18 protein-coding genes are annotated in these 26,704 nt (G+C 67.2%); 12 read left to right on the top strand and 6 right to left on the bottom strand.

The features are described from left to right. Positions 1-222: 222 nt before the first annotated feature. Positions 223-1,647: an aminotransferase-like domain-containing protein gene (locus MF609_RS12230; protein ID WP_242416590.1), complete on the bottom strand. Its 1,425-nt coding sequence runs from the start codon at positions 1,645-1,647 to the stop codon at positions 223-225. 95 nt (positions 1,648-1,742) lie between these two features. Here MF609_RS12230 and MF609_RS12225 point away from each other — a divergent pair, with 95 nt between their 5' ends. From MF609_RS12225 to MF609_RS12195, 7 genes are all read left to right on the top strand, one after another. Beyond that, complete coding sequence (locus MF609_RS12225) at positions 1,743-4,481, top strand: M16 family metallopeptidase (protein WP_242416589.1); 2,739 nt, start codon at positions 1,743-1,745, stop codon at positions 4,479-4,481. Between the two features lie 72 nt (positions 4,482-4,553). Further along, entirely contained in the window at positions 4,554-6,854 is a 2,301-nt protein-coding gene (locus MF609_RS12220; RefSeq protein ID WP_242416588.1) for a TonB-dependent siderophore receptor, read from the top strand. A gap of 17 nt (positions 6,855-6,871) precedes the next feature. Beyond that, on the top strand, positions 6,872-8,674 hold the full coding sequence (locus tag MF609_RS12215) for an ABC transporter ATP-binding protein/permease (RefSeq protein WP_242416587.1): 1,803 nt from the start codon (positions 6,872-6,874) through the stop codon (positions 8,672-8,674). Between the two features lie 50 nt (positions 8,675-8,724). Further along, on the top strand, positions 8,725-9,048 hold the full coding sequence (locus tag MF609_RS12210) for a thioredoxin family protein (RefSeq protein WP_242416586.1): 324 nt from the start codon (positions 8,725-8,727) through the stop codon (positions 9,046-9,048). Next, a complete protein-coding gene (locus MF609_RS12205) occupies positions 9,045-9,890 on the top strand; it encodes a hypothetical protein (RefSeq protein ID WP_242416585.1) in 846 nt (281 codons plus the stop codon). Before MF609_RS12210 ends, MF609_RS12205 begins: the two co-directional genes overlap by 4 nt. Positions 9,891-9,917: 27 nt before the next feature. Then, entirely contained in the window at positions 9,918-11,942 is a 2,025-nt protein-coding gene (locus MF609_RS12200; RefSeq protein ID WP_242416584.1) for a M3 family metallopeptidase, read from the top strand. Further along, on the top strand, positions 11,942-12,994 hold the full coding sequence (locus MF609_RS12195) for a PLP-dependent cysteine synthase family protein (protein WP_242416583.1): 1,053 nt from the start codon (positions 11,942-11,944) through the stop codon (positions 12,992-12,994). The genes MF609_RS12200 and MF609_RS12195 overlap by 1 nt, the downstream gene beginning before the upstream one ends. Before the next feature lie 10 nt (positions 12,995-13,004). Here MF609_RS12195 and MF609_RS12190 read toward each other — a convergent pair whose 3' ends face one another. Beyond that, a complete protein-coding gene (locus tag MF609_RS12190) occupies positions 13,005-16,553 on the bottom strand; it encodes a hydantoinase B/oxoprolinase family protein (RefSeq protein WP_242416582.1) in 3,549 nt (1,182 codons plus the stop codon). Between the two features lie 111 nt (positions 16,554-16,664). Here MF609_RS12190 and MF609_RS12185 point away from each other — a divergent pair, with 111 nt between their 5' ends. From MF609_RS12185 to MF609_RS12170, 4 genes are read left to right on the top strand one after another with little or no spacing between them, the layout of a single operon-like run. Continuing rightward, entirely contained in the window at positions 16,665-17,174 is a 510-nt protein-coding gene (locus MF609_RS12185; RefSeq protein WP_242416581.1) for a winged helix DNA-binding protein, read from the top strand. Between the two features lie 13 nt (positions 17,175-17,187). Continuing rightward, complete coding sequence (locus MF609_RS12180; protein ID WP_242416580.1) at positions 17,188-17,853, top strand: DUF969 domain-containing protein; 666 nt, start codon at positions 17,188-17,190, stop codon at positions 17,851-17,853. Beyond that, positions 17,850-18,815: a DUF979 domain-containing protein gene (locus MF609_RS12175; RefSeq protein ID WP_242416579.1), complete on the top strand. Its 966-nt coding sequence runs from the start codon at positions 17,850-17,852 to the stop codon at positions 18,813-18,815. Before MF609_RS12180 ends, MF609_RS12175 begins: the two co-directional genes overlap by 4 nt. Continuing rightward, positions 18,812-19,798, top strand: coding sequence for a DUF2891 domain-containing protein (locus MF609_RS12170; protein ID WP_242416578.1), 987 nt, complete (start codon positions 18,812-18,814; stop codon positions 19,796-19,798). The genes MF609_RS12175 and MF609_RS12170 overlap by 4 nt, the downstream gene beginning before the upstream one ends. A gap of 307 nt (positions 19,799-20,105) precedes the next feature. On the opposite strand, the gene MF609_RS12165 is transcribed toward MF609_RS12170, so the two are convergent. From MF609_RS12165 to MF609_RS12150, 4 genes are read right to left on the bottom strand one after another with little or no spacing between them, the layout of a single operon-like run. After that, positions 20,106-21,443 (bottom strand): hypothetical protein, encoded by a 1,338-nt coding sequence (locus MF609_RS12165; protein ID WP_242416577.1) that lies wholly within the window; start codon positions 21,441-21,443, stop codon positions 20,106-20,108. Continuing rightward, complete coding sequence (locus MF609_RS12160; protein ID WP_242416576.1) at positions 21,440-21,637, bottom strand: hypothetical protein; 198 nt, start codon at positions 21,635-21,637, stop codon at positions 21,440-21,442. Before MF609_RS12160 ends, MF609_RS12165 begins: the two co-directional genes overlap by 4 nt. Continuing rightward, entirely contained in the window at positions 21,637-24,117 is a 2,481-nt protein-coding gene (locus tag MF609_RS12155; RefSeq protein ID WP_242416575.1) for a TonB-dependent receptor, read from the bottom strand. The genes MF609_RS12160 and MF609_RS12155 overlap by 1 nt, the downstream gene beginning before the upstream one ends. A 60-nt stretch (positions 24,118-24,177) precedes the next feature. Next, positions 24,178-24,975: an acid phosphatase gene (locus tag MF609_RS12150; RefSeq protein ID WP_242416574.1), complete on the bottom strand. Its 798-nt coding sequence runs from the start codon at positions 24,973-24,975 to the stop codon at positions 24,178-24,180. A gap of 130 nt (positions 24,976-25,105) precedes the next feature. On the opposite strand from MF609_RS12150, the gene MF609_RS12145 reads away from it, so the two are divergent. Continuing rightward, positions 25,106-25,768: a TetR/AcrR family transcriptional regulator gene (locus tag MF609_RS12145; RefSeq protein ID WP_242416573.1), complete on the top strand. Its 663-nt coding sequence runs from the start codon at positions 25,106-25,108 to the stop codon at positions 25,766-25,768. Positions 25,769-26,704 lie beyond the last annotated feature (936 nt).

Below are 26,704 nucleotides of genomic sequence, written 5' to 3'. Positions count from 1 at the left end.
ATCGCCAAAGTCGCGGCAGACTGGCCTGCCAGCCGATGGGACGAACTCATGCCCTGGAACTGGATGCCGCCGGCAGATCAGCCAATTGCGCAAGCAGCATGATCTGCGGCCTCCACACCACGCTTACCAACCTTACGCCCCGCTCGCGGCATATCCCGCGTGTTGGACGGAGCGAACTATCAGAGTTCATTCGGGCGATTGATGGCTATGATGGCGATGACGCTACAGGCAGGCGGCGAGGGCCGCGAGTGCGGCCGGGGTCGTGGTGGTGACGTTGAAGCGCATATGCGAATTGTCGGTCTTGGGCGGTGAGAAATGCGATCCCGGTGCGGTCAGGAAACCGTGTTTCAGCATTCGCCGCGCCACGTCGACTCCGCTCTTGTCCTGCCCCAGATCGGCCCAGAGGAACAGGCCGCCCCCTGCCGGGGCGACGGTGCAGCCCGCCTCGGCCAGGGCGTGGCGGATAGCGGTGGCGCGCTGGGCCAGCATGGCGCGGATCCGCTCGCACCGCCGACGATACAGGCCGTTGCTGAGCAGGCGGTAGAGGACGCGTTCCTGGATCAGCATGTTGCCGAGACCCTGGGCCGGGCGGAAAAGCCGCAGCAATTCCATCCGCCGCTCGTGCGCGACGACATAGCCGGTCCCGACATCGGGGGCGAGGATATGCGACGATCCGCCGACATGGATCACATGATCCAGCTGGTCGAGGACCGCCAGCGGCACGACCGGCCGCGCGCCGGCGGGGTGCGACAGATCGGCATAGCTCGCATCGTCGACGACCATCATGTCGAATTCGGCCGCGATCTCGATCAGTTTGCGGGCCTTGGGCAGCGAGAGCGAGCTGCCGGTCGGATTGTGCAGCACGGACGTCATCAGAAACATCGCCGGACGGTAACGCTCGCACAACAGCCGCAGGACGTCGAGGTCGGGGCCGTCGGCCTCCCGCGGCACGCGCATGATTTCCGCACCCTGCGCCAACAGCACGGTCGTGTGGATGAACGACGCCGGGTCCTCGACCAGCACGAGCGAGCGCGGCCGGATGAAGGAACGCACGACGAGGGTCAGTCCCGCCACGCAGCCGGGTACGGTCAGGATCGAGGGGAGCGGCGCGTCGATCCCCTCGATGCGCAGCTTGTTCTGCAGCTGCTGGCGCAGCGGCAGATAGCCGGCCGGATCGCCATAGCCGCCCAGCCGCTGGCCACTCGCGACCACGCCCTTCACGATGCGGTGCAGCTCGTCGACCGAGCCGTCATCGTGCAACAGCACGCCGCTGCCGGGGCAACGATCGGGCGGCAGGCTGGTATGGATGAGCTGGAACGGTTCCAGGTCGACCGTCGGGCGGGGCGTCGTGTCGCGGACCGGCGGCATCGGCACCGCCGCGACATAGAAGCCGGCACCCCGGCGTGCATAAAGATGCCCGCCCGCAACCAGTTTGTCATAGCCGCGCTGTACGGTGTCCCGGCTGACGCGATGTTCGGCCGCCATCGCGCGGATCGAGGGCAGTCGCTGATCGGCGATCAGCTTCCCCTCGGCGATGCCGCCGGCGATGGCGCGGACGATCCGTTCGACCTGGCTGCTCTCCGTGGCGGCCGGGTCGGTCGTCGCGTCGAAATTGTCCTTGTCGTTCAGGTAGGACAGGCTGGTCATCTTTTGTGACTTTGGCCTGAAGCAAATTCGCAAGCAACCGGTAATGTCGGCGGATGGCTACATCCTTTCCGTTTGTTGCGCTGATCGCCGCCTCCATGGGTGGAATGATCGCGGCCCCTGCATCGGCCCAGCGACCGCCTGCGACGAAGCCGGCGGCGAAGGCTGCGCCGGCGGCACGGCCGGCTATCACCGATCCGGTGACGCGATTCACGCTGGCCAACGGGCTGAAGGTCGTCGTCCAGACCAACCGGCGCGTGCCGCTCGTTACCGCGACGCTGGTCTACAATGTCGGGTCGAAGGACGAGAAGCCGGGGCAGCACGGCTATGCCCATCTGTTCGAGCATCTGATGCTCGACGGCAGCGAGCATTGGAACCAGCATTCGTTCAACTCGCTGCGCGACCTCGGCGCATCGGACTTCAACGCGGCCACCAACCAGGACGTCACCCGCTTCTACGAAACCTTCCCGAGCGCCGCGCTGGAGCGGGTGCTGTTCCTCGAAGCCGACCGGATGGGCTATATCGGCGGCGCGCTGACCGCCGAGCGGATCAAGCGCGAGGTCGGCGTCGTGCTGAACGAAAAGCGGCAGCGTGCCGCGCAGCCCGATGGCACGACCGACGCGATCACCTTTGCCGACCTCTATCCCGCCGATCACCCTTATCACCATAGCACGATCGGCGAGGAAGCCGATCTGAACGCGGTGACCGTCGATACGGCGCGGCAATGGTTCGACACCTATTACGGCCCCTCCAACGTCACGCTGATCCTGGCGGGCGACGTCACCGGCGAAGCGGTCCGGTCGCTGGTGGAAAAATACTTCGGCGGCCTTGCCCCGCGCCTGCCGCTCGACCGGCTGCTGACGCGCAGCATCCCGCTATCCGGCCCGGTGCGGCGCGAAGTCTATCGCGCGGTGCCCAAGGGACGAATCTATGCCACCTATATCGCCCCGCCACAGGGGTCGCCGGAGATCGCGTCGTTCGACCTGACCGCGCAGATCATGGCGGCCGGCACGCGATCGCGCCTGAACCGCCGGCTGATCGAGGAACTGGGTATCGCCACCGCCGCCTTCGTCACGTTCGACGAAGGGCGTCTGTCGAGCCGGATGGGCTTCGTCGTCGACGGCATCCCGGCGGACCAGATGGCGCGGGCCGAGGCGGAGATCGATGCGGTCCTGGCCGACTATGTCGCACGGGGGCCGACGCCGGCCGAACTGGAAGCGGCCCGGGCGGCGCGCATCCAGTATCTGATGGGGCTGCAGACCAGTACCGCGGGCAAGGCGTTCCTGCAGGCGCGCACCGCCGGGCAGACGGCCGATCCGAACTATGCCGAAACCTATCTGCGCGAACTGCGCAGCGCCACGCCGGACAGCGTGCGCAAGGCGGTGGCGCCGGTCTATGGCGGCCCCGGCTATCGCCTGATCGCGCAGCCCCGGCCGCAATTGCGTTCAACGACCGGCGGTTACGCCCTGACGCAGGGGCCGCCGCCGATGGGCGCGCTGGCACCGATCGTATTTCCGGCAGTGGAACAGGCGCAACTGTCGAACGGGTTGAAGGTCGTGCTGGTCCCCCGGCCGGGCGCGATGACCGATGTCGTGCGGCTGCGGTTCGACGATGCCGGGCTGGCGGGGCCGTCACGCCTGATCGCGCCGATCGCGTTCGATCTGCTGACGGGGAAGGGCACGACGCCGGACCAGCGCGCCCGCGCCGAACGGGCGGAGGCGCTGGGCGGCTGGCTTCGCCAGACCGTCGACAACGACCATGCCGATTTCCTGGCCGGTTGGGACGCCGGCAAGCGGGCGGCGGGTATCGCGCTGCTGGGCGACGTGCTGACGCGGCCCGCCGTGACCGCCGATAGCGTCGCCGGGCTGAAACGGGCGGGCGTCGACCTGCTGTCCGCGCAGAAGTCCAACGGTCACCGGCTGGCGGAACGCGCGCTGTACGATGCGATGTACGGCGCGGGTCACCCCTATGCGCTGGCGCGGTCGCCGGATGCGGATATCGCGGCATTGAACGCGATCGACCCGGCGAAGCTCAACGAATGGATGCGCGGCCATGTCCGCCCCGACCGCGCGACGCTGTACGTCGCGGCCGACACGACCATGGCGACGCTGAAGCCGATGCTGGAACAGGCGCTGGCGGGTTGGCGGGCGACGGGACCGGCCGCACCGGCGGCGGTCATCCCGCCAGCGCGTGGTACGGCCACGCCGTCGCTGACCGTCATCGACAAGCCCGGCGCGACGCAGACCTTCATCATGGCGGGCAGGGTCCTGCCGCCGACCGATCGTCCCGACAGTGTTGCGGCAACGGCGGGATGGGCGGCGAACGAAATCTATGGCGGCAACTCGACCGCCCGGATCGCCAGCAACCTGCGCGTGGACAAGGGCTGGACCTATGGCATCGGGTCGGGGCTGTACGACACGCGCGGTGAACGGCGCTGGATCCTAGCCGGTTCGGTTGAACGCGATCACAGCGGGGATTCGGTCGCCGAACTGATCCGGGAAATGCGTGGGCTGACCGGCGACCGCCTGCCGCAGCAGGCGGAACTCGACCGGGTCGCCTCCGCCGCCGCCAATCAGAATGCGGCGCAGCTGGAGGGCGATGGCGAGATACTGCAGGCGATGGCCGACGCGCGGTCGGACGGGCTGCCCCATGACGATCTCGTGCGGCAGCCGACCCGGCTGGGCGCGCTGACGCTGGAGCAGCTCCGCGCCGCCGCCGGACAGCTGGCCGACCCGGACAAGGTCCATTGGGTGCTGGTCGGCGACTGGCAGGCCATCCGCGATCAGTTCGCGAATCTGAAGCTCGGCACACCGGTGGTGGTCAGGCCGGATCGCTGAAATCGTCCGTGCCGGTACGTCAAAAAGGCGGCCGGGCAGGGCACGGACATCACAAAAGGGGAAGGGAAAACCATGCGTTCACGTCACGTCGTCGCTGCGAGTCTGCTGGCGCTCGCCGCCTGCGCACCGGGGGTCGCACAGGCACAGGCAAAGAGTCATTCGCAGCCCGCGCTGCCGCTCAGCGAAGCGTTGCAGCGGATCGCGGCCGAATGGGGCGCACCGATGAACATCGACCCGGACGCGGTGCGGGGCATCACCGCGCGCCCGGTCATGAACGCGCAATCGGAACGCGAAGCGGTGGCGCAGGCCACCCGTGGCCTGCCGGTCGCGGTCAGCGTCGATGACGCGGGCGTCATCAGCATCGTCAACGACATCGTCGTCACCGCGCGTCCGAACGAAGCGGAACTGAACATATTGGTGCGCGGCGCGACCAGTTCGTCGCGGCTAGGCCAGTCGCTGCGCGACCAGGCGCGCAACACCCAGGTAATCTCCGCCAAGCTGCTGCAGCAGCAACAGGCGCAGACGATGACGGAGGCGCTGGCCAATGCCGGCGGGCTGGTGGTAAACACCGCGACCGTGCAGGGCGGCGTCGGCTATTCGGTCCGTGGCTTCGTGGCGCAGGGCGCGGTCAACGGCCTGCCGTCCGCCTCCAATTCCAACTTCGCGGCGGGTACCACCCAGTCGCTGGCCAATATCGAACGGATCGAGGTGCTGAAAGGCCCCGATGCGATCCTGCTGGGCGGCGACAATCTGGGCGGCACGATCAACATCGTCACCAAGAAGCCGAATGCCGAAGAGCGGCTGTACGTGACGGCCGATACCGGGTCGTTCGGGCTGATCCGCGGGACGATCGACGCCAATCGCGCGATTTCGAAGGACGATCGCTTCAGCGCCCGCATCATCGCCACGGCGGCGACCGCCAACCGCAACTTCGGCGGCTATCGCGGTGACGAGGATTATCTGTTCGCGCCCTCGCTGCGCTACAAGAACGCGGTGACCGACATCATCGTGTCGGCGACGCTCAGCAACCAGCTGTTCGGCATGGTGCCCTATACGCTGTTCAACACCACGACGAAGCAGCCGTTCCAGTTGCCCCAGGGGCGTCGTCTGGTCGGCGATGCGGACCAGGGGGTGCAGACCGTCAACACCCAGTTCAACGGCGAGCTTACGCAGAAGCTGACCGAATGGCTGTCGGTCGTCGCCCGTGTGCAGCATCAGGATACCAGCTTCGCACTGGCGCAATATTCGCCGTTCGCCGTACTCAACAACAATGGGCTGCTGCTGCTGTCGACGAGCGGCGTGCGGCAGACCTCGAAGAGCGATGCCATCGACAGCTATGCCCGCATCGCGCTCGAAACCGCGGGCATCACCCACAAGCTGGTCGCCGGGATCACGCGCACCGACACTGCCGTCAAGGGGCTGTATGCCGATGATGGGTCGATGTTCCCGTATAATTTCCTGACCGGTGCCAGGCTTCCCGCGCTGGCGGTAAAGTTCGGTAACGAGACGGGCACCATCAATTCGATCCAGACCGGCTATTACGGGCAGTATCTCGTCGGCTTCGGTCCGATCCACCTGTCGGCAGGCATTCGGCACAACCAGTTGAAGACGAAGGGCGTCATTACCGGGCGCAGGCCCAGCACCTCTTCATCGGACCTTGGCGCGACGACGCCGAATTACGGGGCGGTGGTTGACATCACCGACAATCTCTCGGTCTTCGGCACGCTGGCCTATGGATATCAGCCGACGTTCGAGTTCGAGCGGCTGGGGAACCGGCTGCCCGATATCGAAACCCGCAACGCCGAAACCGGCGTGAAATGGGACCTCTTCAACAAGCGGATGCTCATCAACGCGTCATGGTTCAGCATTCGCCAGAACGTGCTGTTCGATCGCGATCCGGTGAACCGTCAGTTCCGGGTCGCCGTTCCCGGGCAATTGGGACGCGGGATCGACCTGAACGTCAGCGGTGAACCGCTGCCCGGGCTGACCGTATCAGGCGCGTTCACCCGCACCGATTATCGCTTTCTCACGAAGACGGCGAACATCGGCTTCGTCGTCGCCGCCCAACCGCGCGACATCTACAATCTCTATGCCTCCTACCTGCATCGTATCGGCGAGGGTACGAAGGCGGGACTGGGTGCCGGGCTTACCGGGCGGTCGAGTTCGTACATCGATAGTGTTGGCCTCTACACGATCCCGGCGGCGCTTCAGGCAAATCTGAACGGGTTCCTGTCGGTCGGGCGGCTCGACATCAACATCGGTGTCCGCAACCTGTTCGACCGCGAAAACTACAACCCGACCCGCGCGACCAGCTATGTTCCGCTTGGCGAGCCGCGCACGTGGCGGTTTACCGTCGGCTATCGCTTCTTCTGATCGGGGATTGACCGCCAATGATGCCGCAACCGACGCAAAGCGGGGAGGTCCGTCGCGAGACGGGCCTTGCTCCATCCCAGGCCGCCACCGCCCGGTGGGCCGACGCCTGGCGGCTGGTCAGCGGCTATTGGCGGTCGTCCGACTGGAAGTTCGCGTGGTTCGCGCTGATAACGCTGCTGTTCTTCCAGTTTGGCACCGCCTTCATCCTGCTGCGCACCAATCAGTGGCAGCGGCAGTTCTTCGACGCGATCGAGCAGCGCGATTCCGGGCAGCTGGTGCCGCTGATGCTCGTGTTCCTTGCGATCATGGCGATGCAGGTCGCGATGATCCTTGCCGAAAACCTGATCGACGGCCTGTTGTCGATCCGGTGGCGGACGTTCCTGACCCGCGACTATCTCGACCGCTGGATGACGCGCAATCGCTATGCCGAGATCGAACGGCTGCGGATCATCGACAATCCCGACCAGCGTATCGCCGACGACCTGAACAACATCACCGCCGCCGTCGGCATGTCGATCGGCGCGCTGCACATCGTGCTGCGGCTGATCGGGTCGATCGCATCGGGTGTCACCTTCGCGATGATCCTGCTGGAAACCGCGCCGCCGATCCGGTTCTCGCTGGGCGGCACGGCGGTCTCCATTCCCGGCAGCACCGTGTGGTATGCGGTGGCCTATGCGCTGATCGGGTCGTACCTGACCGCCAAGATCGGCCAGCCCTTCGTCCGCGCGATGATGCGCCAGCAGCACCGCGAGGCGGATTTCCGCGCCGGGCTGATCCACGTCCGCCGCAACGCCGCGCAGATCGGGCTGGCCGGCGCGGTCGCGACCGAACGGCAGGCGATGGAACAGTCGTTCGACGCGGTGCGCCTGAATTTCCGCTCGGTGATCTACAGTTCGCTCGGCCTGACGGCGGCGGGCAGCGTCTATGACCGATTGGGCACGGTGGTGCCGCTGTTCCTGATGGTGCCGACCTATTTCGCCGGGGGCATGTCCTTCGGCCAGTTGATGGCCGGACGCGACGCCTTCGCCCAGCTGGGAATGCAGCTCGGCTATTTCGTCAAAAGCTATCAGCTGATCGGTCAGCAGGTCAGCTATTTCAATCGTATCAAGGGGCTGGACGACGCCCTGGACGAGGCACGGCCGGCGGGAATCGCGGTCGGCGCGGGTACGGCACCCGGTGTCGTCCTGGCGACCGAAGCGCTGGCGCTCCACCGGCCGCATGGCGAACCGATGGTGACGGTCGGCGACTGGTCGGTCCGTGCAGGCGAGCGCTGGGCGCTGCGCGGCGCTTCGGGCACCGGCAAGTCGACCCTGGTTCGCGCACTCGCCGGTCTGTGGCCCGACGGCCATGGGCGGATCACGCTGGCGAACGACAGCCGGGCGATGTTCGTGCCGCAGCGGCTCTACCTTCCGCTCGGCACGCTGAAGGCGGCGGTCTGCTTCCCCGATCGGCCGGAGGCGCATGACGACCGTGTGATTCAGGCGCTGCTCCGCCGCGTGCGGCTGGAAACGCTCGCCGACGAAATTCATGCCCTGCGGCTGTGGCAGGAGGAACTGTCGCCCGGCGAGCAGCAGCGCATCGCGCTGGCGCGAGTCCTGCTTCATCGTCCCGATGTCGTGGTCCTCGACGAGGCGACCAGCGCGCTCGACGCCGACAATGCCCGGCATTTCTACGACAGCGTAGCCCGCGAATTGCCGCAGGCGACGATCATCAGCGTCATCCATGACGAAACGCTGCTGGCGCATCACACCCACATCCTCACCTTCGCCGATGGTCAGGCCCACGCCGCGACCATCGAGAACCCCAGGGGGCGCGGCTGAGTCCGCGCCCGGACGGCGCTTGGATAGCGCCGCAAAGGATCATGACAGCAATGGCTCGCAAGGTTACCGACGTCACCGGCATGGATTTCGCGGACGTCACCGCGCAGCATGGGACGACCCTGTTCGACCTGTGGTCGCCCGGCTGTGCGCCCTGCGCGGCGCTCGCCCCGATCCTCGACGATCTGGCGCAGGATTTCGACGGCGAGGTCCGCATCTGCAAGGCCGATGTCGCGGCCGACACGACGCTCGGTGCGCGCTTCGCGGTACGATCGGTGCCGACGCTGGCGCTGTACCGCGACGGGGCGGAGGTCGACCGGATCGTCGGCCTCCGCTCGCGGGCGCAGTTGACCGCCTGGATCGAGGATCATCTGTGACCATCGCGTTCGGAGGGGACGGTTCGGTCAAGTCGGCCCTGCGCGACCGGCTGGAGACCCATGCGGCGAACGGAACCTTGCGCTTCGGCGCGACCGCATGGGACGGGCAGGGGGGGACGCCGCTGGGCGTATCGACGCAGGGCGGCGACAGCGCCGATTATGCCGCGCGGTTCGGCTATCCGCTCGCGCTGGCCGGGCTGCTCGATCCGATGACCGCCTATGCCGATCCCGATCGTGCGGCCGATGTGGCGCTGGCATGGGTCGATATGGTGGCGGTGGGGGCCGACCTGTCGATGGTGCCGGAACGGATCGTCGAGCAACTGCTCGACGCCATGTACGCCGACCGGCTGGCCGTCCCCTTTCGCGCGGAACTCCGCGGGCTTCACCGCGCGGAACGATCGGCCACGCCGCCCGCCCGGCGCGACTGGACCGCCTTGCGCGCCCGGATCGAGCAGGCGGTCGAGGCGGCACCGGTGGCGAGCGACGCGCGGACCGCGTTGACGGCCTGTGCCACCGCCTGCTGGCCGCTGGCGACCAGCAGTTCGGTGATTCCCACCTTGTTCTCGCTCTGGATCAGGGACGTCAATCGCCGCCCCGACCCGGAATTCGGTGAAGCGGTGCGCGACCGTGCGCACATCGTGTTGGAAGAAATCTACCGCGAAACCCAGCCGCAGCGCGATGCGGGCGAACCGGTGGATATCCCCGCGCGGTTCCGTGTCCGTGCGCCCACGCTTGCCGCCGCGTTCGAGGCGCAGCTGGCGCGGTCGAACGCCCGCCATATCGCGCGCGCGCAATCGGTGCCGGACATGGTGCTGACCCAGCTGGCCGCGGCCAGCGCCTGATCCCCCGGAATTTTTGCAGGAGCCGTCATGCCCCATAGCCTTGCGGACGCGACCACGCTGCCGCCCTTCGCCGCCATTACGCCGGACGCGGTCGGACCCGCCGTCGCCGCGGTCATCGCCGAGCGGGATGCGACCGTCGAGCATCTGATCCGTACCGGCCCCACCGGCTTTGCCGATACGTGGCTGCCGCTGGAGCGGAGCGACGTGGCGGTCGACGCGCTGTGGTCGGCGGTCTCGCATCTACAGGCGGTGGCGGACACGCCCGCGCTGCGCGCGGCCCATGCCGCCGGGCAGGCGCAACTGGTCGAAGCCAATATGCGCATCCAGCAGAACGATGCGCTGCACGGCCTGTATGAAAGGCTCGCCGCCGCTCCCGAATTCGCCACCCTGCCGTCGGCGGACCGCGTGGCGGTTAAACAGGCGCTGCGCAACGCGGCGCTTGCCGGGGTCGCGCTGCCGCCCGAGGCGCGGGCGCGCTTCGCCGAAATCTCGGTCGAACTCGCCGCGCTGTCCAACGCCTTTGCCAGCGCCGTCCTGGACGCGACGGAGGCGTGGAGCGAACAGGTGACCGACGAGGCGACGCTCGCCGGCCTGTCGAGCCGCGACAAGGCCATGTTAGCCGCCGCCGCCCGTGCGCGCGGACTGGACGGCTGGCTGGTCACATTGCAGCAGCCGAGCGTCGGTGCCGTACTGACCTTTGCCGAGGATCGGGGACTGCGCGAGCGGGTCTACACCGCCGCCAATACCCGCGCGTCCGACCAGGGCCCCCATGCCGGGCAGTTCGACAATAGCGAGCGGATCGGGCACATCGTCGCTCTGCGCCGCGAAGGGGCGAAGCTGCTGGGGTTCGGCGATCCCGTCGAATGGTCACTGGCGACCAAGATGGCCCCGAATGCGGGCGAGGTGCTGGCGTTCCTGCGCGATCTCGCCGCCCGCGCGCGTCCGTTCGCCGAAGCGGAAATGGCGACGCTCCGCAACTTCGCCGCCACCGAACTGGGGCTGGGCGAGCTGCAACCCTGGGACGTCGGCTTTGCGTCCGACCGGTTGCGCACCCGCCGGCACGCCATCGACGAAGCGGAGGTGCGGGCGTATTTCCCGGTCGATCGCGTCCTTGCCGGGTGGCACGACCTGGTCGAGCGGCTCTACGGCATTCGCTTCGTCCGGCGCGACGACGTGGCGCTCGCCCATCCCGACAGCAGCTATTTCGATGCGGTCGACGCCGATGGCCGCGTGTTCGCGGGCCTGTACATCGACCTCCATGCGCGGCCGGGCAAGCGGGGCGGGGCCTGGATGGCGGCTGCTCGGCCGCGGTTGGACGACGGCAACGCCGTGCGGGTGCCGGTCGCCTATCTGACGTGCAATTTCTCCCCCGCCAGCGCCGATGCCCCGGCACTGCTGTCGCATCGCGAGGTCGTGACGCTGCTGCACGAAACCGGGCACTGTCTGCACCTGCTGTTCACCGAGGTCGACCGGCCCAGCATCGCCGGCACGTCCGGGGTGGAATGGGACGCCATCGAACTGCCGAGCCAGTTGATGGAGGACTTCGCCTGGGATCGGGACGTGCTGACCGGCATGTCGGGCCATCATGTCACCGGCGCGCCGCTGCCGACGCAACTGTTCGACCCGATGCTGGCCGCACGCCATTTCCAGGCGGGCATGGCGCTGGTGCGGCAGATCGAATTCGCGCTGTTCGACCTGCTGCTCCATCTGGGTACGCTGGGCGACGATCCTGTGGCGGTGATCGAGGCAGTGCGCGCGGAGGTTGCGGTGATCCATCCGCCGGCATGGCACCGCTTCCCCCACGCCTTCCTGCATATCTTCGCAATGAACTATGCGTCGGGCTATTACAGCTATTTATGGGCGGAGGTGCTGGCCGCCGACGCCTTCGGCAAGTTTGCGGAGGCCGGTATCGTCGATCGAGTGACGGGCGACGCGTTCCGCGCCGAAGTGCTGTCGCGGGGCGCGACCCGTCCCGCCGCCGAAAGCTTCCGCGCGTTTCGCGGTCGCGATGCCGATCTTGCGCCGCTGCTCGTCCGGCACGGGCTGGTCTGATGGATCACATCCGCGCATGGCGGGCGGAGGCGGTTCGGTCGATCGAGGCCGATTACAACCGCTCGGCCGACACGCATCTCGTGCCCGTCGCGCTGCCGCGTCATCCGGGCGTCGCATTGTACCTGAAGGACGAAAGCAGCCACCCGACCGGCAGCCTGAAGCACCGGCTGGCCCGGTCGCTGTTCCTCTATGCGCTATGCAATGGCTGGATCGGGCCCGATACCTGCGTGATTGAGGCGTCGTCCGGTTCGACCGCGGTCAGCGAGGCCTATTTCGCGCGGATGCTGGGCCTGCGCTTCATCGCGGTGGTGCCGGCCGCGACCGCCGCGCCCAAGATCGACGCGATCCGCTTTCATGGCGGCGAAATCCATGCGGTCGACGATCCGCGCACGGTCTATGCCGTCGCACAGCGGCTGGCCGTCGAAACCGGCGGCCATTATCTCGACCAGTTCACCAATGCCGAACGCGCGACCGACTGGCGCGGCAACAACAATATCGCCGAGGCGATCTTTGCGCAGATGGCGCGCGAGGAGCATCCGATCCCGACATGGATCGTGTGCGGCGCCGGGACCGGCGGCACGTCGGCGACGATCGGTCGCTATCTGCGCTATCAGCGGCATCCGACCCGGCTGTGCGTCGCCGATCCGGTCCATTCGGTCTTTCACCGTCACTATGCCGATCCGGCCGTCACGACGTTGCCCGAGGGATGCGCCAGCCGTATCGAGGGGATCGGCCGCCCGCGCGTCGAGCCGAGCTTCGTACCGATCGTCATCGACCGGATGATCGCTGTCGAGGATGCCGCGTCGATCGGCGCGATGCGCGCGCTGTCGCAGCGACTGGGGCGGCGGGTCGGCGGTTCGACCGGCACCAACTTGGCCGCCTGCTTTACGTTGGCGGACGAGATGACGGCGGCGAGGAAGGCCGGCAGTATCGTCACACTGCTATGCGACGGGGGTGAGCGCTATGGCTGCACCTATTATGACGACGACTGGCTGAGCGAGCGCGGGATCGAGTGGCGGCCCGAGCGGGACGCTTGCGCCGACCTGCTGTGACGGCCGCGCGTCAGGGCGCGCCATAGCCTCCACCGCCCGGCGTTTCGATGACGAAGCGATCGCCGGGCCGCAGCTCTACCTGATCGACCCCGGCGAGCGGTTGGACGCTGCCGTCGTGACGCTCGACCCGCTGGGTGCCGACCCTGCCGTCGCCGCCGCCTGCCAGCCCGAACGGGGCGATCGCGCGGCGCGACGCGACGATGGTGGCGGTCATCGGCTCCAGCGCGGTTACCGCCCGGATCACACCGTCGCCGCCCGATTGCCGGCCGCTCCCGCCCGATCCGCGCCGGATCGCGAAGCGGTCAAGCCGGACCGGATAGCGATGTTCGAGGATTTCGGGATCGGTGATCCGCGTGTTCGTCATGTGGCTGTGGACGGCGGCGGTGCCGGCAAAGTGAGGGCCGGCACCGGTCCCGCCGCAGATCGTCTCGTAATATTGATAGCGGTTGTTGCCGAACAGGAAATTGTTCATGGTCCCCTGCGCCGCGGCACAAGCTCCCAGCGCGCCGAGCAGTGCGTTGCAGACCGCCTGGCTGACCTCGGTATTGCCCGCGACGACGGCATGGCCCGGCTTCGGTGCCAGGAACGATCCATCGGGAATGATGATCGATAGCGGCGCGAGGCATCCTTCGTTGAGCGGCAGGTCTTCGCCGACCAGACAGCGAAAGGCGTAGAGGACGACCGCGCGCGTGACGGCGGGCGGCGCGTTGAAATTGCCGCTACTGGCCGCGCCGGTGCCGCTGAAGTCGATGGTCGCCGCGCGCGCCGTCCGGTCGATCGTCACGCGGACCTTCAGCGGGGTGCCGTCGTCCATCGCATAGTCGAACGCGCCGTCCGACAGGCAGGTCAGCACACGGCGGATGCTTTCCTCCGCATGGGCCATGACGTGCCCCATATACGCCGCGACGACGTCCCATCCGCTGGCGTCGACCAGCGCGGTCAGTTCGGCGATGCCGGTCGCATTGGCGGCCAGTTGCGCCTTGATATCGGCGACATTGGTATCGGGGCTGCGCGCCGGATAGCGCGCATCGGACAGCAGCGCACGGAACGCGTCCTCGCGCAGCTCGCCGCCATCGACCAGCAGGAAGTCGTCGATCACCACGCCTTCCTCCTCCAGCGTGCGTGAGGTCGGCGGGGTCGATCCGGGGGTCAGGCCGCCGATATCGGCATGATGGCCGCGATTGGCGACGAAGAAGCGGATCTTGTGTCCCCCTTGGTCGAAGACCGGCGCGATCACGGTCACGTCGGGCAGGTGCGTGCCGCCGTTGAACGGATTGTTCAGCGCGACGACATCGCCGGGCTTCAGCGTCGCCCCCCGGCTGGCGATGATGGTCCGCACGCTTTCGCCCATTGCGCCCAGATGCACCGGCACATGCGGTGCGTTGGCGACCAGCCGCCCCTGCGCGTCGAACAAGGCACAGGAAAAGTCGAGCCGTTCCTTCATGTTCACGCTGCTGGCGGTATTGCGCAGCACCACGCCCATCCGCTCGGCAATTCCCATGAACCGCGTGTTGAACAGTTCGAGTTGCACCGGATCGGCCGTCGCCGGATCGAGGGCGTCGCGTGCGCCAATGCCGTCGTGCCGCAGGACGAGTTCACCGCCTTCGCCCACCGTGACCGTCCAGTCCGGCTCGACCATCGTCGTCGCGATCGCCTCCCGGATCAGTGCCGGTCCGGCGATCCGGTCGCCGGGCCGCAGCGTGGCACGGTCATGGACCGGCGTGCGATGCTCCGCTCCGCCCGTCCACACGATACCATGGTCGATGGGCGGGGGCAGGCCACCGGCGCGGGGCGGAAGCGGGGCGGGTGCGACCGGCTCGCCGGCGACGATCGCCTCCACCACCACGCTTTCGATGACGATGGCGCGATCCGGGCTGATGAAGCCGAACCGCGCACGATGGGCGTCCTCGAACGCGGATCGCATCGCGTCGGCGTCTGCCCGATCGACCGCCAGCGCGGTATCGGTGCCGGCATAGCGCAGGTTGACCGTCGCCACGCGCCGCGCGTCGCCGCCGACTTCCGCCGCAGCCTCGTCGCCCAGCGCGGCGACGATCTCGTCCAGCGCCGTGCCCAGCGGCCGCTCGACCGAGCGCTGGCGGATCGCCACCTTGTCGGCCAGCCCCATGCCATAGGCCGACAGCACCCCCGCAAGGGGATGGATCAGCACGGTGCGCATCCCCAGCACCTCGGCGACGCGACAGGCATGTTGGCCGCCGGCACCGCCGAAACATTGCAGCGCAAAGGTGGCGACGTCCTCCCCCTGTTCGAGCGCGACGCGCTTGATCGCCGCCGCCATCTGCGCGACCGCGACGTCCAAAAACCCCTCGGCGACCTTGCGCGGGTCGTCGACGCCGACCCGGGTGGCCAGATCGGCAAAGCCCCGCCGGGTCGCATCGATATCGAGCGGTTCGTTGCCCCCTGCGCCGAACACCGCCGGGAAACAGGCGGGCTGGACCTTGCCGACCAGCACATTGGCGTCGGTCACCGTCAGCGGCCCGCCGCGTCGGTAACAGGCGGGTCCGGGATCGGCACCCGCACTGTCGGGGCCGACGCGGAACCGCGACCCGTCGTAATGCAGGATCGAGCCACCGCCGGCCGCGACCGTTTCGATCGCCATCATCGGCACGCGCATCTCGACGCCCGCGACCTCGGCGTCCAGCACGCGTTCGAACCGGCCGGCATAGAGCGCGACGTCGGTGGAAGTCCCGCCCATGTCGAACCCGATGACCCGGTAGAACCCGGCCGCTTCCGCCGTCCGCGCGGCGGCGACGACCCCGCCGGCCGGGCCGGACAGGATCGCATCCTTACCCTGAAACGCCCGCGCATCGGCAAGCCCGCCGCTCGACTGCATGAACTGCAACGGGACCGTACCCAGCGCGCTGGCGACCTGGTCGACATAGCGGCGCAGCACCGGCGACAGATAGGCATCGACCACCGTCGTCCGCCCGCGCGCGACCAGGCCGATCAACGGGCTGACCGCGTGGCTGGCCGAGACCTGTGCGAAACCCGCCTGGGTGGCGAGTGCAGCGACCCGCGCCTCGGTCGTGCCATGCGCCCAGCTATGGGTGAGCGCGATCGCCACCGCCTCGAACCCCTCGGCGCGCTTGGCGGTCAGCAGGGCAAGCGTCTCGGCATCGTCCAGCGGTGCGACCTGCCCGCCGTCGCGATCGATCCGCCCGCCGATCTCGAGCACGTCTTTATAAAGCGGGGCGGGGCGGCGGATCGCCAGATCGAACAGTTTCGGCCGGGTCTGGTCCCCGATCGCCAGCAGGTCGGCAAAGCCGCGATCCACCACCAGCAGCGTGCGCGCGCCCTTGCGCTCCAGCAGGGCGTTGGTCGCGACGGTCGTCCCCATCTTCACCGCCGCGATCCGCCCGGTCGGCAGCGGTGCGTCGTCCGCCACGTCCAGGATGCGGCGGATGCCGGCGATCGCCGCATCGGCATAGCGTTCCGGGTTTTCGCTGAGCAGCTTGGCGGTCTGCAGCGATCCGTCGGGCGCGCGGGCGACGATATCGGTGAAGGTGCCGCCCCGATCGATCCAGAATGACCATCCCGCCATGCCCATCTCCCGTCACAAGCGAATCGTCGATAAATTGTCGACAAATGCTGAACATGGATTGACAGATTCGCCCGTCGGCGCAACCCTTCGTCCTCGAAAGGGGATAGGGATATGGCAGGGGACAAACGGGCCATCGTGTCGTCGGCGCATCTGGCCGATGGTGCCGCCCCGGCCCTGTCCGAACTGGAGTTCAGCCTGACGCTGGCGGCGGCGGCCTATCAGCGCTGGATCGCGCGCTGCGCGGCGGCGGCGGGGCTGGCGCTGTCGCCGCTGGAGGTGCTGATCCTCCATACCGTGCGCCACCGCGACCGGGCGAAGCGGATCGCCGACATCACCCTCGTCCTCGACATCGAGGATACGCACCTCGTCACCTATGCCATCCGCAAGCTGGAGCGCGCCGGGCTGATCGCGACGCACCGCGCGGGCAAGGAAAAGCTGGTGGCCGCGACCGATGCCGGCCGTGATTTCTGTGCGCAGTATCGCGATATCCGCGAACGGGTGCTGGCAGCCGCCATCGTCGTCGACGGTCCCGACGGCGCGCATCTGTCGGAGGCGGCGGACCTGCTGCGGCGTCTGTCGGGGCAATATAATCAGGCGGCCCGCGCCGCCGCGACGCTGTAGCGAAGGGCGCGCGATGCTGGTGCTGTCGGGGATCGCGATCATCATCATCGGCTTCGCGCTGCGCGTGAATCCGTTGCTGGTCGTGACCGTCGCCGCCCTCGCCAGCGCCGCCGCCGCCGGACATGGCCCGGTCGAGGTCGTGGCGATGATCGGCAAGGCGTTCGTCGATGCGCGGTTCCTGGCCGTCCCGTTCCTCGTACTGCCGACGATCGGGTTGCTCGAACGTGCTGGGCTGCGGGTCCGGGCGCGCGCCATCGTGCAGCGGCTGCGGCGCGCGACGACCGGGCGCGTGCTGATCGGCTATCTCGCGCTGCGGCAGGTCACGGCGGCGCTCGGCCTGATCTCGCTCGGCGGCCATGCGCAGATGGTGCGCCCGATCGTCGCCCCGATGGCCGAAGGGGCGGAGGAACGCGACGAAGCCCGTCCCCTCGATCGCGCCACGCGCGACCATATCCGCGCCCATGCTGCTGCAGTCGACAATATCGGCGTGTTCTTTGGCGAGGACGTCTTCATCGCGATCGGATCGATCCTGCTGATCCGTGCGATCCTCGAACAGGATGGCGTGACGGTCGCGCCGCTCGACGTGGCGGTGTGGGCGATTCCGACCGCAATTGCGGCGTTCCTCGTCCATGGCGTGCGGCTGCTGCTGCTCGACCGACGCCTGAAGCGCCGCCCATGATCGGGCTGGACGCGCTCGGCATCGCGGCGGCGACGCTGCCGGCGGCGGTCGCGATCCATCATGCTCTGGACCGGGCGGAGCCGACGCGGTGGCGCAATATGGGCTTCTGGGGCCTGTTCGCGGTGCTGCTGGGCGCCGGGCCATGGTTGCCGGACCTGACCAACGGTTGCCTCGTCCTCGCCATGGTCGGGCTGGCGACCTGGGGGCTGCGTCCGTCGCCACTCGTCACCGGCGACGCGTCCGCCGAAGCGGGACAGGCGGCGCGCCTCGGCAACCGGCTGTTCGTGCCGGCACTGGCGATCCCGCTGGTGACGCTGGCGGGCACGTTGCTGGTCGGCGAGGGGCGCGTGGCCGGCGTCGCGGTGATCGATCCGAAGCAGGTGACGCTCGTCGCATTGGCCATCGGCGCGGTCGTCGCCCTCCTATTGACAATGCGCCTTACCCGCGCACCGCGATCCGCCCCGGTGGCGGAGGGGCGGCGGCTGGTCGATGCGATCGGATGGGCGATGGTCCTGCCGCAGATGCTGGCGGCGCTGGGCGGCGTGTTCGCACTGGCGGGCGTGGGGAAAGTGGTGGCGGACGGGGTAGTCGACGTCGTCGCGCTCGATACGCCGCTGCTTGCGACCATCGCCTATTGCATCGGCATGGCGCTGTTCACGATGGTGATGGGCAATGCCTTTGCCGCCTTTCCGATCATGACCGCCGGCATCGGTCTGCCGATCGTCATCCGACAATTTGGCGGCGATCCGGCCATCGTCGCCGCGCTCGGCATGTTGTCGGGCTTCTGTGGCACGCTGATGACGCCGATGGCGGCCAATTTCAACATGGTGCCGGCCGCGATCCTCGAACTGCGCGACCGGTTCGGTGTCATCCGCGTGCAGTGGCCGACCGCGATCCTGCTGCTTGCCTTTAACATTGCGGTGCTTGCTTTGTGCGCCTTTCCCGGAGGAGTGGTTCGATGACCCCCGTTCAGGCCGCGGCCTTCGCCCGCATCGCACTCGGTCATGTGACCCGCGAATATCCGCACAAGGCGGACCATGTGATGGCCGGCGATGCCGACGCCTATCTTCCGCGCGTGGTGCATCCGATCTTCTACGGCAGCTTCGACTGGCATAGCTGCGTCCACGGATACTGGCTGCTGACGCGGATCCGGCGGCTGTTTCCCGATCTGGCAGAGGTCGCCCGCATCGACACGCTGTTCGCCGACGCCTTCACAGCGGACAAGGTGGAGGCCGAGCGCGCCTATCTCGACCAGCCGATGTCGCGCGGGTTCGAACGGCCCTATGGCTGGGCGTGGCTGCTGATGCTGCAGAGCGAGCTGATCGTCGCCCGCAGCCCGCACGCCGCGACACTCCGGCCGCTGGCCGATGCCTTTGCCGATCGCTGGCGCGCGCATCTGCCGCTGATGACCTACCCGGTGCGCGTCGGCACCCATGCGAATACCGGTTTCGCGCTGGTGCTGGCGGATCGCTATGCACGGGTCGTGGGCGATACGGACCTCCGGGACCTGATGACGGCGCGGGCAGGGCACTGGTTCGGGGCCGACCGGGACGCGCAACCATGGGAGCCGAGTGGAGAGGATTTCCTGTCGCCGGTGCTGATGGAGGCGATGGCGATGCAGCGCGTGATGCCGGCCGATGCCTTTGCGACGTGGTTTGCGGCATTCCTGCCCACGCTCGGTCAGGGGATGCCTGCCGCGCTGTTGACCCCCGCCCGCGTCAGCGACCGCAGCGATGGCCGGATCGCGCATCTCGACGGCCTGAACCTCAGCCGCGCCTGGGCGATGCGGGCCATCGCGCCGGCCGTCGGCGGCGCGGCGGGGCGCGTACTGGATGCTGCCGCCGACAATCATCTCGCGGTTGCGCTCGATGAGGTTGCCGGCGATTATATGGGCGAACATTGGCTCGCGAGCTTCGCGCTGCTGGCGCTCACCGGCGTCGACTGACCGATCGATGGCGGCGCGGCCGGTCGCGGCTTACGGCGTAGACCCGGAACAGACCGCCCGCCAGTGACCGATGACCCAGCTTCGTACGGGCGATCACGCCCTTGTTGCTGCTGCCGGCAAGGCTTCACCGGCGATCGGCGCAAGCACGTCGAACGCGACGCTGGCATCGCCGAAACCGACGTCTTGTTTCTCGAACGAGGTAGATGGTCGGTTCTGAGAGGTAAAAGCCATTCCCAGAGTACCATCCCGATGAGGAAGCTCGGACCGTCACAGCCGCCTGAACCCTCACGGCACGATGAACCGAGGTTCAGTGATGGACACGCAGGAAGGCGATCACACTCCCGCCATCGGTGATCAGCAGGTAGAAACCGATCGCCAGCAGCACCGCGCCGACGACGCGCGTAGCCAGGGCACCGGTAGCCGGACGGTTCGATCTTCTCGACAGTTGCAGGGCCGAGGGCGCGCCGAGCAGGAGGAGGCCCGTTCCACCGACGATCCCGAACAGGAACAGGCCGAAGCGCCAAGGACGCGGCGTCGCTGCCGACGGCCTTGCGAATACCGATCCATCCTGCGCTGTGAAACGCACCACGAGCGGTTCGCCTGCGCTGCCATGTGGTACGGGCACGGTCAGGGTATAAAGCCTGCCCTTCGCCCACGGCTGCGTCGATACGACCATGAAGGCGAAATCCGCTGCCGTGCCCGATTCCGGGATGTACGGCATCAACGTCACCGGGATCGCCTTGCCTGCCGCATCGGTCAACGTCACCGGCGGCAGCTTCGTGAAATCGACGTTACGGCGCGACAGAACGAGGATCTGGCCAAAGGCCGAGCGCGGATCGAGCGAGGCGAGGCGCCCCCCATCCGAAGGAATGGTCGCGACGAAGACGGGAGCCGGCCTCCCGTGCAACGCGGCCCAGTCCGCTTCCCAACCACGCGCGACGGCCGCCGCCTGCGACTGGACGCCGCCCGGCGCGGTCAGCACATTGGCCGCGGCCCAGGGAAAGGCGCGCCTGGCCCAGTCGCCGGTCAGGAACGATAGCAGCTTGTGCTTGCGCCGGCCCGCCTCCAGCCAGCCTAGGCCGTCGGCAATGGTGTCGGGATAGCTCCCCGCGTTCAACCGGGGGGCGCCGAAATACCGCTGCTCGGCATAGATGGCGGCGATATCGGCGTCGGGCCGTACGATCCGGTAATTGCGGGTATAAGGATAAAAGGACGGCACCAGCAGTCCCAACTCCATGTCGTCGCGGGTACATTCACCGACCTCGCATCGCGCAGCCTTGACCGTCGCGTCGAGCATCCGGTCCTCGGCGATGTGCGCCCATGCCCCCATCGCCTGTGCGATCAGGTCCGGATTGGCGGACGCGCCCTGCCGACGGATATGATCCCAAACGACACCGGGCCAGCGCAGGTGCAGGACGTCGCCATGCGGTTTCAGGTAATGGCCCCAATCCGGGAAGTCCGCCGCGGACAGGACGGTGTCGCGATGCTTTCGCAGAAAGGCTTTTAGCGCAGGGTCGCGAACGTGATCGATCGCCAGATTGGTGATCTTCTCGTGCGTCGTGCCATCCCATGCCGCCGCCGGGGTCGCGCCGGCCACCACCAGCAGCAACGCCAGCAGCATCCGCCTCGGAAAATGCCGGATCATATGATCGCTCCCATCACCGCGACAAACCCGAAGGAGAGAGCCAGACATATCGCCCCCAGAGCCGCGATTGCGGTACCCAACCACCCGGGACGCCCCGCACCGCGCCGCAGCAGCACGGCCAACGCCATGGCGATCGCCAGGAACAGCGCGGCCGGGACCGCGGCACCCAGGACGAGATCATCGACCGCAGCCATCAGAAACGGAGTCCCGCTTCGATCCCGACCACCCGCGGCTCGCCGTAGAGTGGCTGGATCGGATTGGCACTGGTGACATAATCGACGTCGAACAGATTGCGCGCGAACATCCGCAGCGTCAGCCGGTCAATCGTCTGTGCCAGACTGACATTGACGAGCGTGCGAGGATCGTTGCGATAATCCGCGCTGGTGGTGATGCCGCTATAGCTGCTGGCGCGGTAATTGACGTTGAGGCTGGCGACGAAGCCATGGTCGTTCTGCCAGAAAGCGGTGCCGCTGGCCGACCAGAGCGGGGCGAAGGCGAAGCGCTTGCCGACCAGCTCGGTCAGGCTGGATGTATCGATCGGAATGCCCAGCCCTTGCGCCACCGGCGGCAGCGTCACGTCGAACGACAAGAAGCGCGTGTCCGCATAGCCGACCCCCGCGTCGAAACCGAGGCCGGCCCCCGGGCGCAGCTTGGCCGACGCCTCGAAGCCATAGATGCGGGCATGTCCGGCATTGACGCCGATCTGGTCCGCCAGATTGTTCGACAAGTTGATGCTGGTCTGCAGGTTGCGCCAGTCGGTGTAGAAGGCGTTGGCGTCGAGCGTCAGCAATCCGTCCCACAGCGCGGCGCGGGTATAGACCTCGTAGTTCCAGGTAAATTCCGGTTTCAGGGTGGTGACGAGCTGGCGTGACGGGTTGAGCGACACGCCGCCCGCGCGATAGGCGCGCTGCGCGGTCGCGCCGATGGTCCAGGCATCGGTCATCTTCCATCGCAGGCCGACCTTGGGCAGGAAGGCGCCGAACGACTGCGGCACGCTGATGCTGGAGATGGTGCCGCTAAACGGGCTGAGCGCGCGATTGACGGTCGTCACCACGCCCGCCAGCGCGGCGGGCAGCCCCGCCGTCCCGGGCAGCCCGATGACCGCGCCATTGGCCTGCGAGGCGGAGGTATTCCACTCACGATCGTAGCGCGCGCCGATGTCCAGGGTCAGGCGCGACGTCAGGTCATATTCGCCCTCGGCATAGGCGGCGATGTTGTCGACGCTGATCGGCGCGGTCTGGATCGAATAGACCGGGACGTCGGACGGATAGAGTCGCGCGACCGCCCCCGCCGTCGCGGCGGGCAGGCCGCGGGCGCGCAACAGGCCACCTACCGTAGTCGACACGTTGCGATAGATCAGTTGCGAATAGTCGAACTGGCGACGGCTCTCATGGGTGTAATAAACGCCGCCCAGCACGCGCAGCGGACCGCCCGCGTCGTATTTCGCACGGAGTTCCTGCGCGACCATCCAGAATCGCTGATATTGCTGCTGGATCGGATCGACCGTGGCGGTGTTGCCGGCGAGGCCCGGAAAATAGCTGGTGAATCCGGCTGGCGCGACGATGGCGAAACGGGTGGCGGGGGGCGAGTAGGCGAAGTGGCCGCCATCGCCGTCGCGCTGCTTGAAGTTGGTGCCGACCTGACCACTGGTTTCCGAGGTCAGGGTCAGCGCCGGGCTGACCTTCCAATCGACGAATACACCACCGAGCCCGACCTTGTCATGATCGAAGCCCTGAACATTGGCATAGGTGACGCGGCGACGGCCCGAAGCGACGCCGGCGATCCCCTGTTCGACATTGAGCGCGGTCGACGGGCTGGGCGGCAGGAAGCCGTTCGTGCCGGCCACCCGGGTGTCGGACGGTGAATCGTAGCGGCGGACATCCGCATAGCTGCCATTAACACGAACCTTCAGATTGGCTGCAGGCTCCCAGAGCAGCTTGCCGCGCAATTGCAGGTCGTCCTGGAACTGCGCATTGCGACCCAAGGTGGGATCATAGACGAAACCGCCCAGGTCGTGCTTCTCCACCGTCAGGCGAAAGGCCAGCTTCTCGGTGATCGGTCCGCCAATCAGTGCCGCCAGATCGGAATCCTGCCCCGAGGCATAGCGCGCGCGCAGTCCGCTTTCCCATTCAAAGCCTGGATCGTTAGTAGTGATATAGATGGCACCCGCCAGCGCATTGCGACCCTGCAGTGTGGATTGCGCGCCGCGCAATACCTCGACCGAGTGCACGTCGAACAATAGGTCGGGGCCGAAGCGCGTCGCCTTGTCGCCCAACCGGACACGATCGACATAGACGGTGCCGAGCGCGCCATAGCCCGCACCGGTGATATTGTCGAAGGTGATGCCGCGAATGGCGAAACGGCCATCCGCCCCCGCCCGGTTGACGTTGGACAGCGTGTCAAGGATGTCACGGGTGTTGACTGCGGCCAAGCCGGCGATCTCCCTGGCCGACACGATGCTGACGCTGGTCGCGGTATCCTTCAGCGTGCGACCGAATTTCTCGCCGGTGACGACGATATCGCCAGGATCGGCATCGTCCGTCGACACTGGCGTCGATGGGACTGCCGGATCTGGGTTGCCGGCCTGCCGGGTCGGCTGCGCTTGCTGAGCCAAGGCACCGGCGGACCAGGACAGGCTGGTCGCGGCGAGCAACGTCGTTGCGAACTTCATCATCGGATCACTTCCCCCGCTTCAAATCTCGACAAAAAAGGTGAAATCGGCGCTGAGGCGGCGTCAGCCCGTCGGGCAGCCGGCCGGCCGGGGCAGCGTGGCGCGAAGGCTTGCCAATTCGGCACGGGCGGCCCTGAGATCGCCCAGGAAGCTGGCATTGCCATGCTCGACCGCGACCAGCGCCGCGCCCGCCAGCATCCCTGCGCGCACTGCGCTCTGGCTGTGCACGCCACAGATCGCCCGGCTCTCGGCATAGTCGCGGCCTCTGGCGAGCAACGCGTCGGCCCGCTCGGGTAGCAATTCGGTCAGAATCAGCGCCGTCGCGTAGCCACGCGTCGCATGGCCGGACGGGTAATCATAGGTCGTGTTCAGGTCGGTGGTGACATGATCGCAGATCGGCGCGCCGGGATGCGCCTTGAACGGCCGGGGTTTTGCGAACTTGTTCTTGGCCAACCCCATGACCAGCGCATCCATCGCGGTGCGGTCGATCAGGCGATCGAGCGCGGGTGCCATGCCCGGCTTCAGATTCATCCCGATCGCGCAGTCGAACCGCGCATAGCCCTTCGTCTCGACATCGGCGGTCGCCATGTCCCAGCGCGGCGTCCCGACCAGGGCGCGGGTCTTCAGAAAGAAGCGATCATCCGCCTGCTCCTGCGGCGATCCCGTTTCCGGCGGCTGGGGTAGAATGGCGATCAGATCCGGCACGCCCATTGCCAGATAGCCCACACGGGCACCGAACGCCGTCGCTACCCTGTCCAGCAGATTGGCACTGCCGCCGACCGCCGCCGTCGCAAGCCAGACCAGACCGACCGCCGCCGCGCCCAACGCTGCAAATCCCGTCCGTACGGCCCACCGACTCATCGCGCCTTTCCCCTTCGCCGGCAGCCCTAGAGTTAGGCCGTGAAGGTTTTGTGTCAGTGGCTGACAGATTATTGACTATCGCGCGCGTGGAGTGCTTGAAGATCGTCGCGATCCTTCGCAGGAGGACAAGATGCAGGATCAGATGGTCGAACCGGTCGGCGTGCGCGCCAGGGCAAAGGCTTCGCTACGACAACGCATCGTCGAAACGGCGATGGGTCTGTTCGAGGCGGACGGCTATGACGCGGTTTCTACCACCCGCATCGCCGAGGCCGCGGAGGTGACGCAGCGCACGGTCTTCCGCTATTTTCCGCGCAAGGATCTGATCGTCTATGCGGCGGCGGATGAGGTCTTGGCCTTCGAGGCGGCGCTGGAGGCGGCACTTGCAGACGGCACGCCCCCCCGTGCCGCCGTTCTGGCGGCGCTATCGGCAACCGCGCGCTATTGCGAAGACCATCGGGATTCCATGCGAAGCTTCGCCCGGCTTCTTGCCGGATCGGCATCGCTGCGGTCATCCGAGTTCGATCGTCAGTCGCGGCTGGAATGGCTATGCGCCCTGGCGCTGGAAAGCGCCGAGGCCTTTCGGGCGCGCCGCGCGGTTCCCGAGCTGCGATGTTGCATGATGGCTGGCAGCGTCATGGGCATGATCCGACCTGTGGTCCGCGACTGGCAGGCCGGCGCGGCCTACTCCCTCACCGAGGCGATAGATCATGCGGCGGCCGCGATAACCGCGCTGATGGATTACGCGAACACCTGCTACGAAGACATGCTCGTCGCGGCGACTGGAACAAACTGAATTCGGCGGGCTTTTCTAATCCGGTCCACGCGACTGGTTTGGGAAAGCCGGTTCTTTGCCCAAAAACGTTCCAGACCGTGCGGAAACCCGCGGCGCAGTGGTTGTCGGCTGCTTCCCTCGACCGAGCAAAATGACGGGCGCCGGACTGTCCGGGTTTGAGGCGGTGCTGTCGCGGGGGTGGCGTCCTGCGGAGGAATGCGCTCCGCACCGGCCGAAATAGCGATGTCACGCAGGCTGCCACCGCCGGGATCGGTGCTTGTACGCCGATGAGGTTGATCGCCCGCTTCATGTTGTAGACGAGGGCCGTCGAACTAAGCTCGGCGCGGACCTTGTCGACCTCGCGCATCAGGAAAGCCGCTTGGTTCATCCGATGTTTGATAAAGCCGGGTAGGGTGCGCGACGGTCTCGCGCCGGATTTTCAGGACTTCGGCTCCGGCAGTGACGCGTATCGCCTTGCGCTCCAGCACGCACGACCTCAAGCGCACACGTTCCCCGAAAGCAATAGCCGGTTACCGGCATGCGTTCAGTATCAACGCCGTCCAGCCCCTGCTGTGGCCGACGCTTTAGCCAGAAGCCGGTGCTGTAGCGTCGCACGGTCTTCCGTGAGTGAGATCATGCATGCGCTGTCGCCGCCACGCACGACTACGCGGCGGCCCCTGCCATGAACATCGAGCGCACACACCAAGCGCATGTTCACCATCTCGATTCGATTGGGTCTGCATACCGACAATCACGGCAACTCCGCACTGCGGCACCGGCATCTCCGTTGTTCTAAAATGTCCTGCAATGTGGATATTTTGATCTTACACCAAAGGCCAACGCCGAAAATATCGATTGCCGTTAACGATATCAGCCGTTGCACCCCGAAAGGAGCGACTTGAAAGTCCGACAAATAGCCGTACCATTTGTCATATAGAATACAAAATGGGGGTGGAT

The sequence above is a fragment of the Sphingomonas panni genome (assembly GCF_022664435.1).
Lineage (GTDB): Bacteria > Pseudomonadota > Alphaproteobacteria > Sphingomonadales > Sphingomonadaceae > Sphingomonas > Sphingomonas panni.
This window is presented reverse-complemented; position numbering and strand designations above follow the sequence as displayed.

Bases quoted from the DNA above. Each gene is read 5' to 3' on its own strand.
- MF609_RS12230 (WP_242416590.1), bottom strand. From the start codon at position 1,647: ATGACCAGCCTGTCCTACCTGAACGACAAGGACAATTTCGACGCGACG.
- MF609_RS12225 (WP_242416589.1), top strand. From the start codon at position 1,743: ATGGGTGGAATGATCGCGGCCCCTGCATCGGCCCAGCGACCGCCTGCG.
- MF609_RS12220 (WP_242416588.1), top strand. From the start codon at position 4,554: ATGCGTTCACGTCACGTCGTCGCTGCGAGTCTGCTGGCGCTCGCCGCC.
- MF609_RS12215 (WP_242416587.1), top strand. From the start codon at position 6,872: ATGATGCCGCAACCGACGCAAAGCGGGGAGGTCCGTCGCGAGACGGGC.
- MF609_RS12210 (WP_242416586.1), top strand. From the start codon at position 8,725: ATGGCTCGCAAGGTTACCGACGTCACCGGCATGGATTTCGCGGACGTC.
- MF609_RS12200 (WP_242416584.1), top strand. From the start codon at position 9,918: ATGCCCCATAGCCTTGCGGACGCGACCACGCTGCCGCCCTTCGCCGCC.
- MF609_RS12195 (WP_242416583.1), top strand. From the start codon at position 11,942: ATGGATCACATCCGCGCATGGCGGGCGGAGGCGGTTCGGTCGATCGAG.
- MF609_RS12190 (WP_242416582.1), bottom strand. From the start codon at position 16,553: ATGGCGGGATGGTCATTCTGGATCGATCGGGGCGGCACCTTCACCGAT.
- MF609_RS12185 (WP_242416581.1), top strand. From the start codon at position 16,665: ATGGCAGGGGACAAACGGGCCATCGTGTCGTCGGCGCATCTGGCCGAT.
- MF609_RS12180 (WP_242416580.1), top strand. From the start codon at position 17,188: ATGCTGGTGCTGTCGGGGATCGCGATCATCATCATCGGCTTCGCGCTG.
- MF609_RS12175 (WP_242416579.1), top strand. From the start codon at position 17,850: ATGATCGGGCTGGACGCGCTCGGCATCGCGGCGGCGACGCTGCCGGCG.
- MF609_RS12170 (WP_242416578.1), top strand. From the start codon at position 18,812: ATGACCCCCGTTCAGGCCGCGGCCTTCGCCCGCATCGCACTCGGTCAT.
- MF609_RS12165 (WP_242416577.1), bottom strand. From the start codon at position 21,443: ATGATCCGGCATTTTCCGAGGCGGATGCTGCTGGCGTTGCTGCTGGTG.
- MF609_RS12160 (WP_242416576.1), bottom strand. From the start codon at position 21,637: ATGGCTGCGGTCGATGATCTCGTCCTGGGTGCCGCGGTCCCGGCCGCG.
- MF609_RS12155 (WP_242416575.1), bottom strand. From the start codon at position 24,117: ATGATGAAGTTCGCAACGACGTTGCTCGCCGCGACCAGCCTGTCCTGG.
- MF609_RS12150 (WP_242416574.1), bottom strand. From the start codon at position 24,975: ATGAGTCGGTGGGCCGTACGGACGGGATTTGCAGCGTTGGGCGCGGCG.
- MF609_RS12145 (WP_242416573.1), top strand. From the start codon at position 25,106: ATGCAGGATCAGATGGTCGAACCGGTCGGCGTGCGCGCCAGGGCAAAG.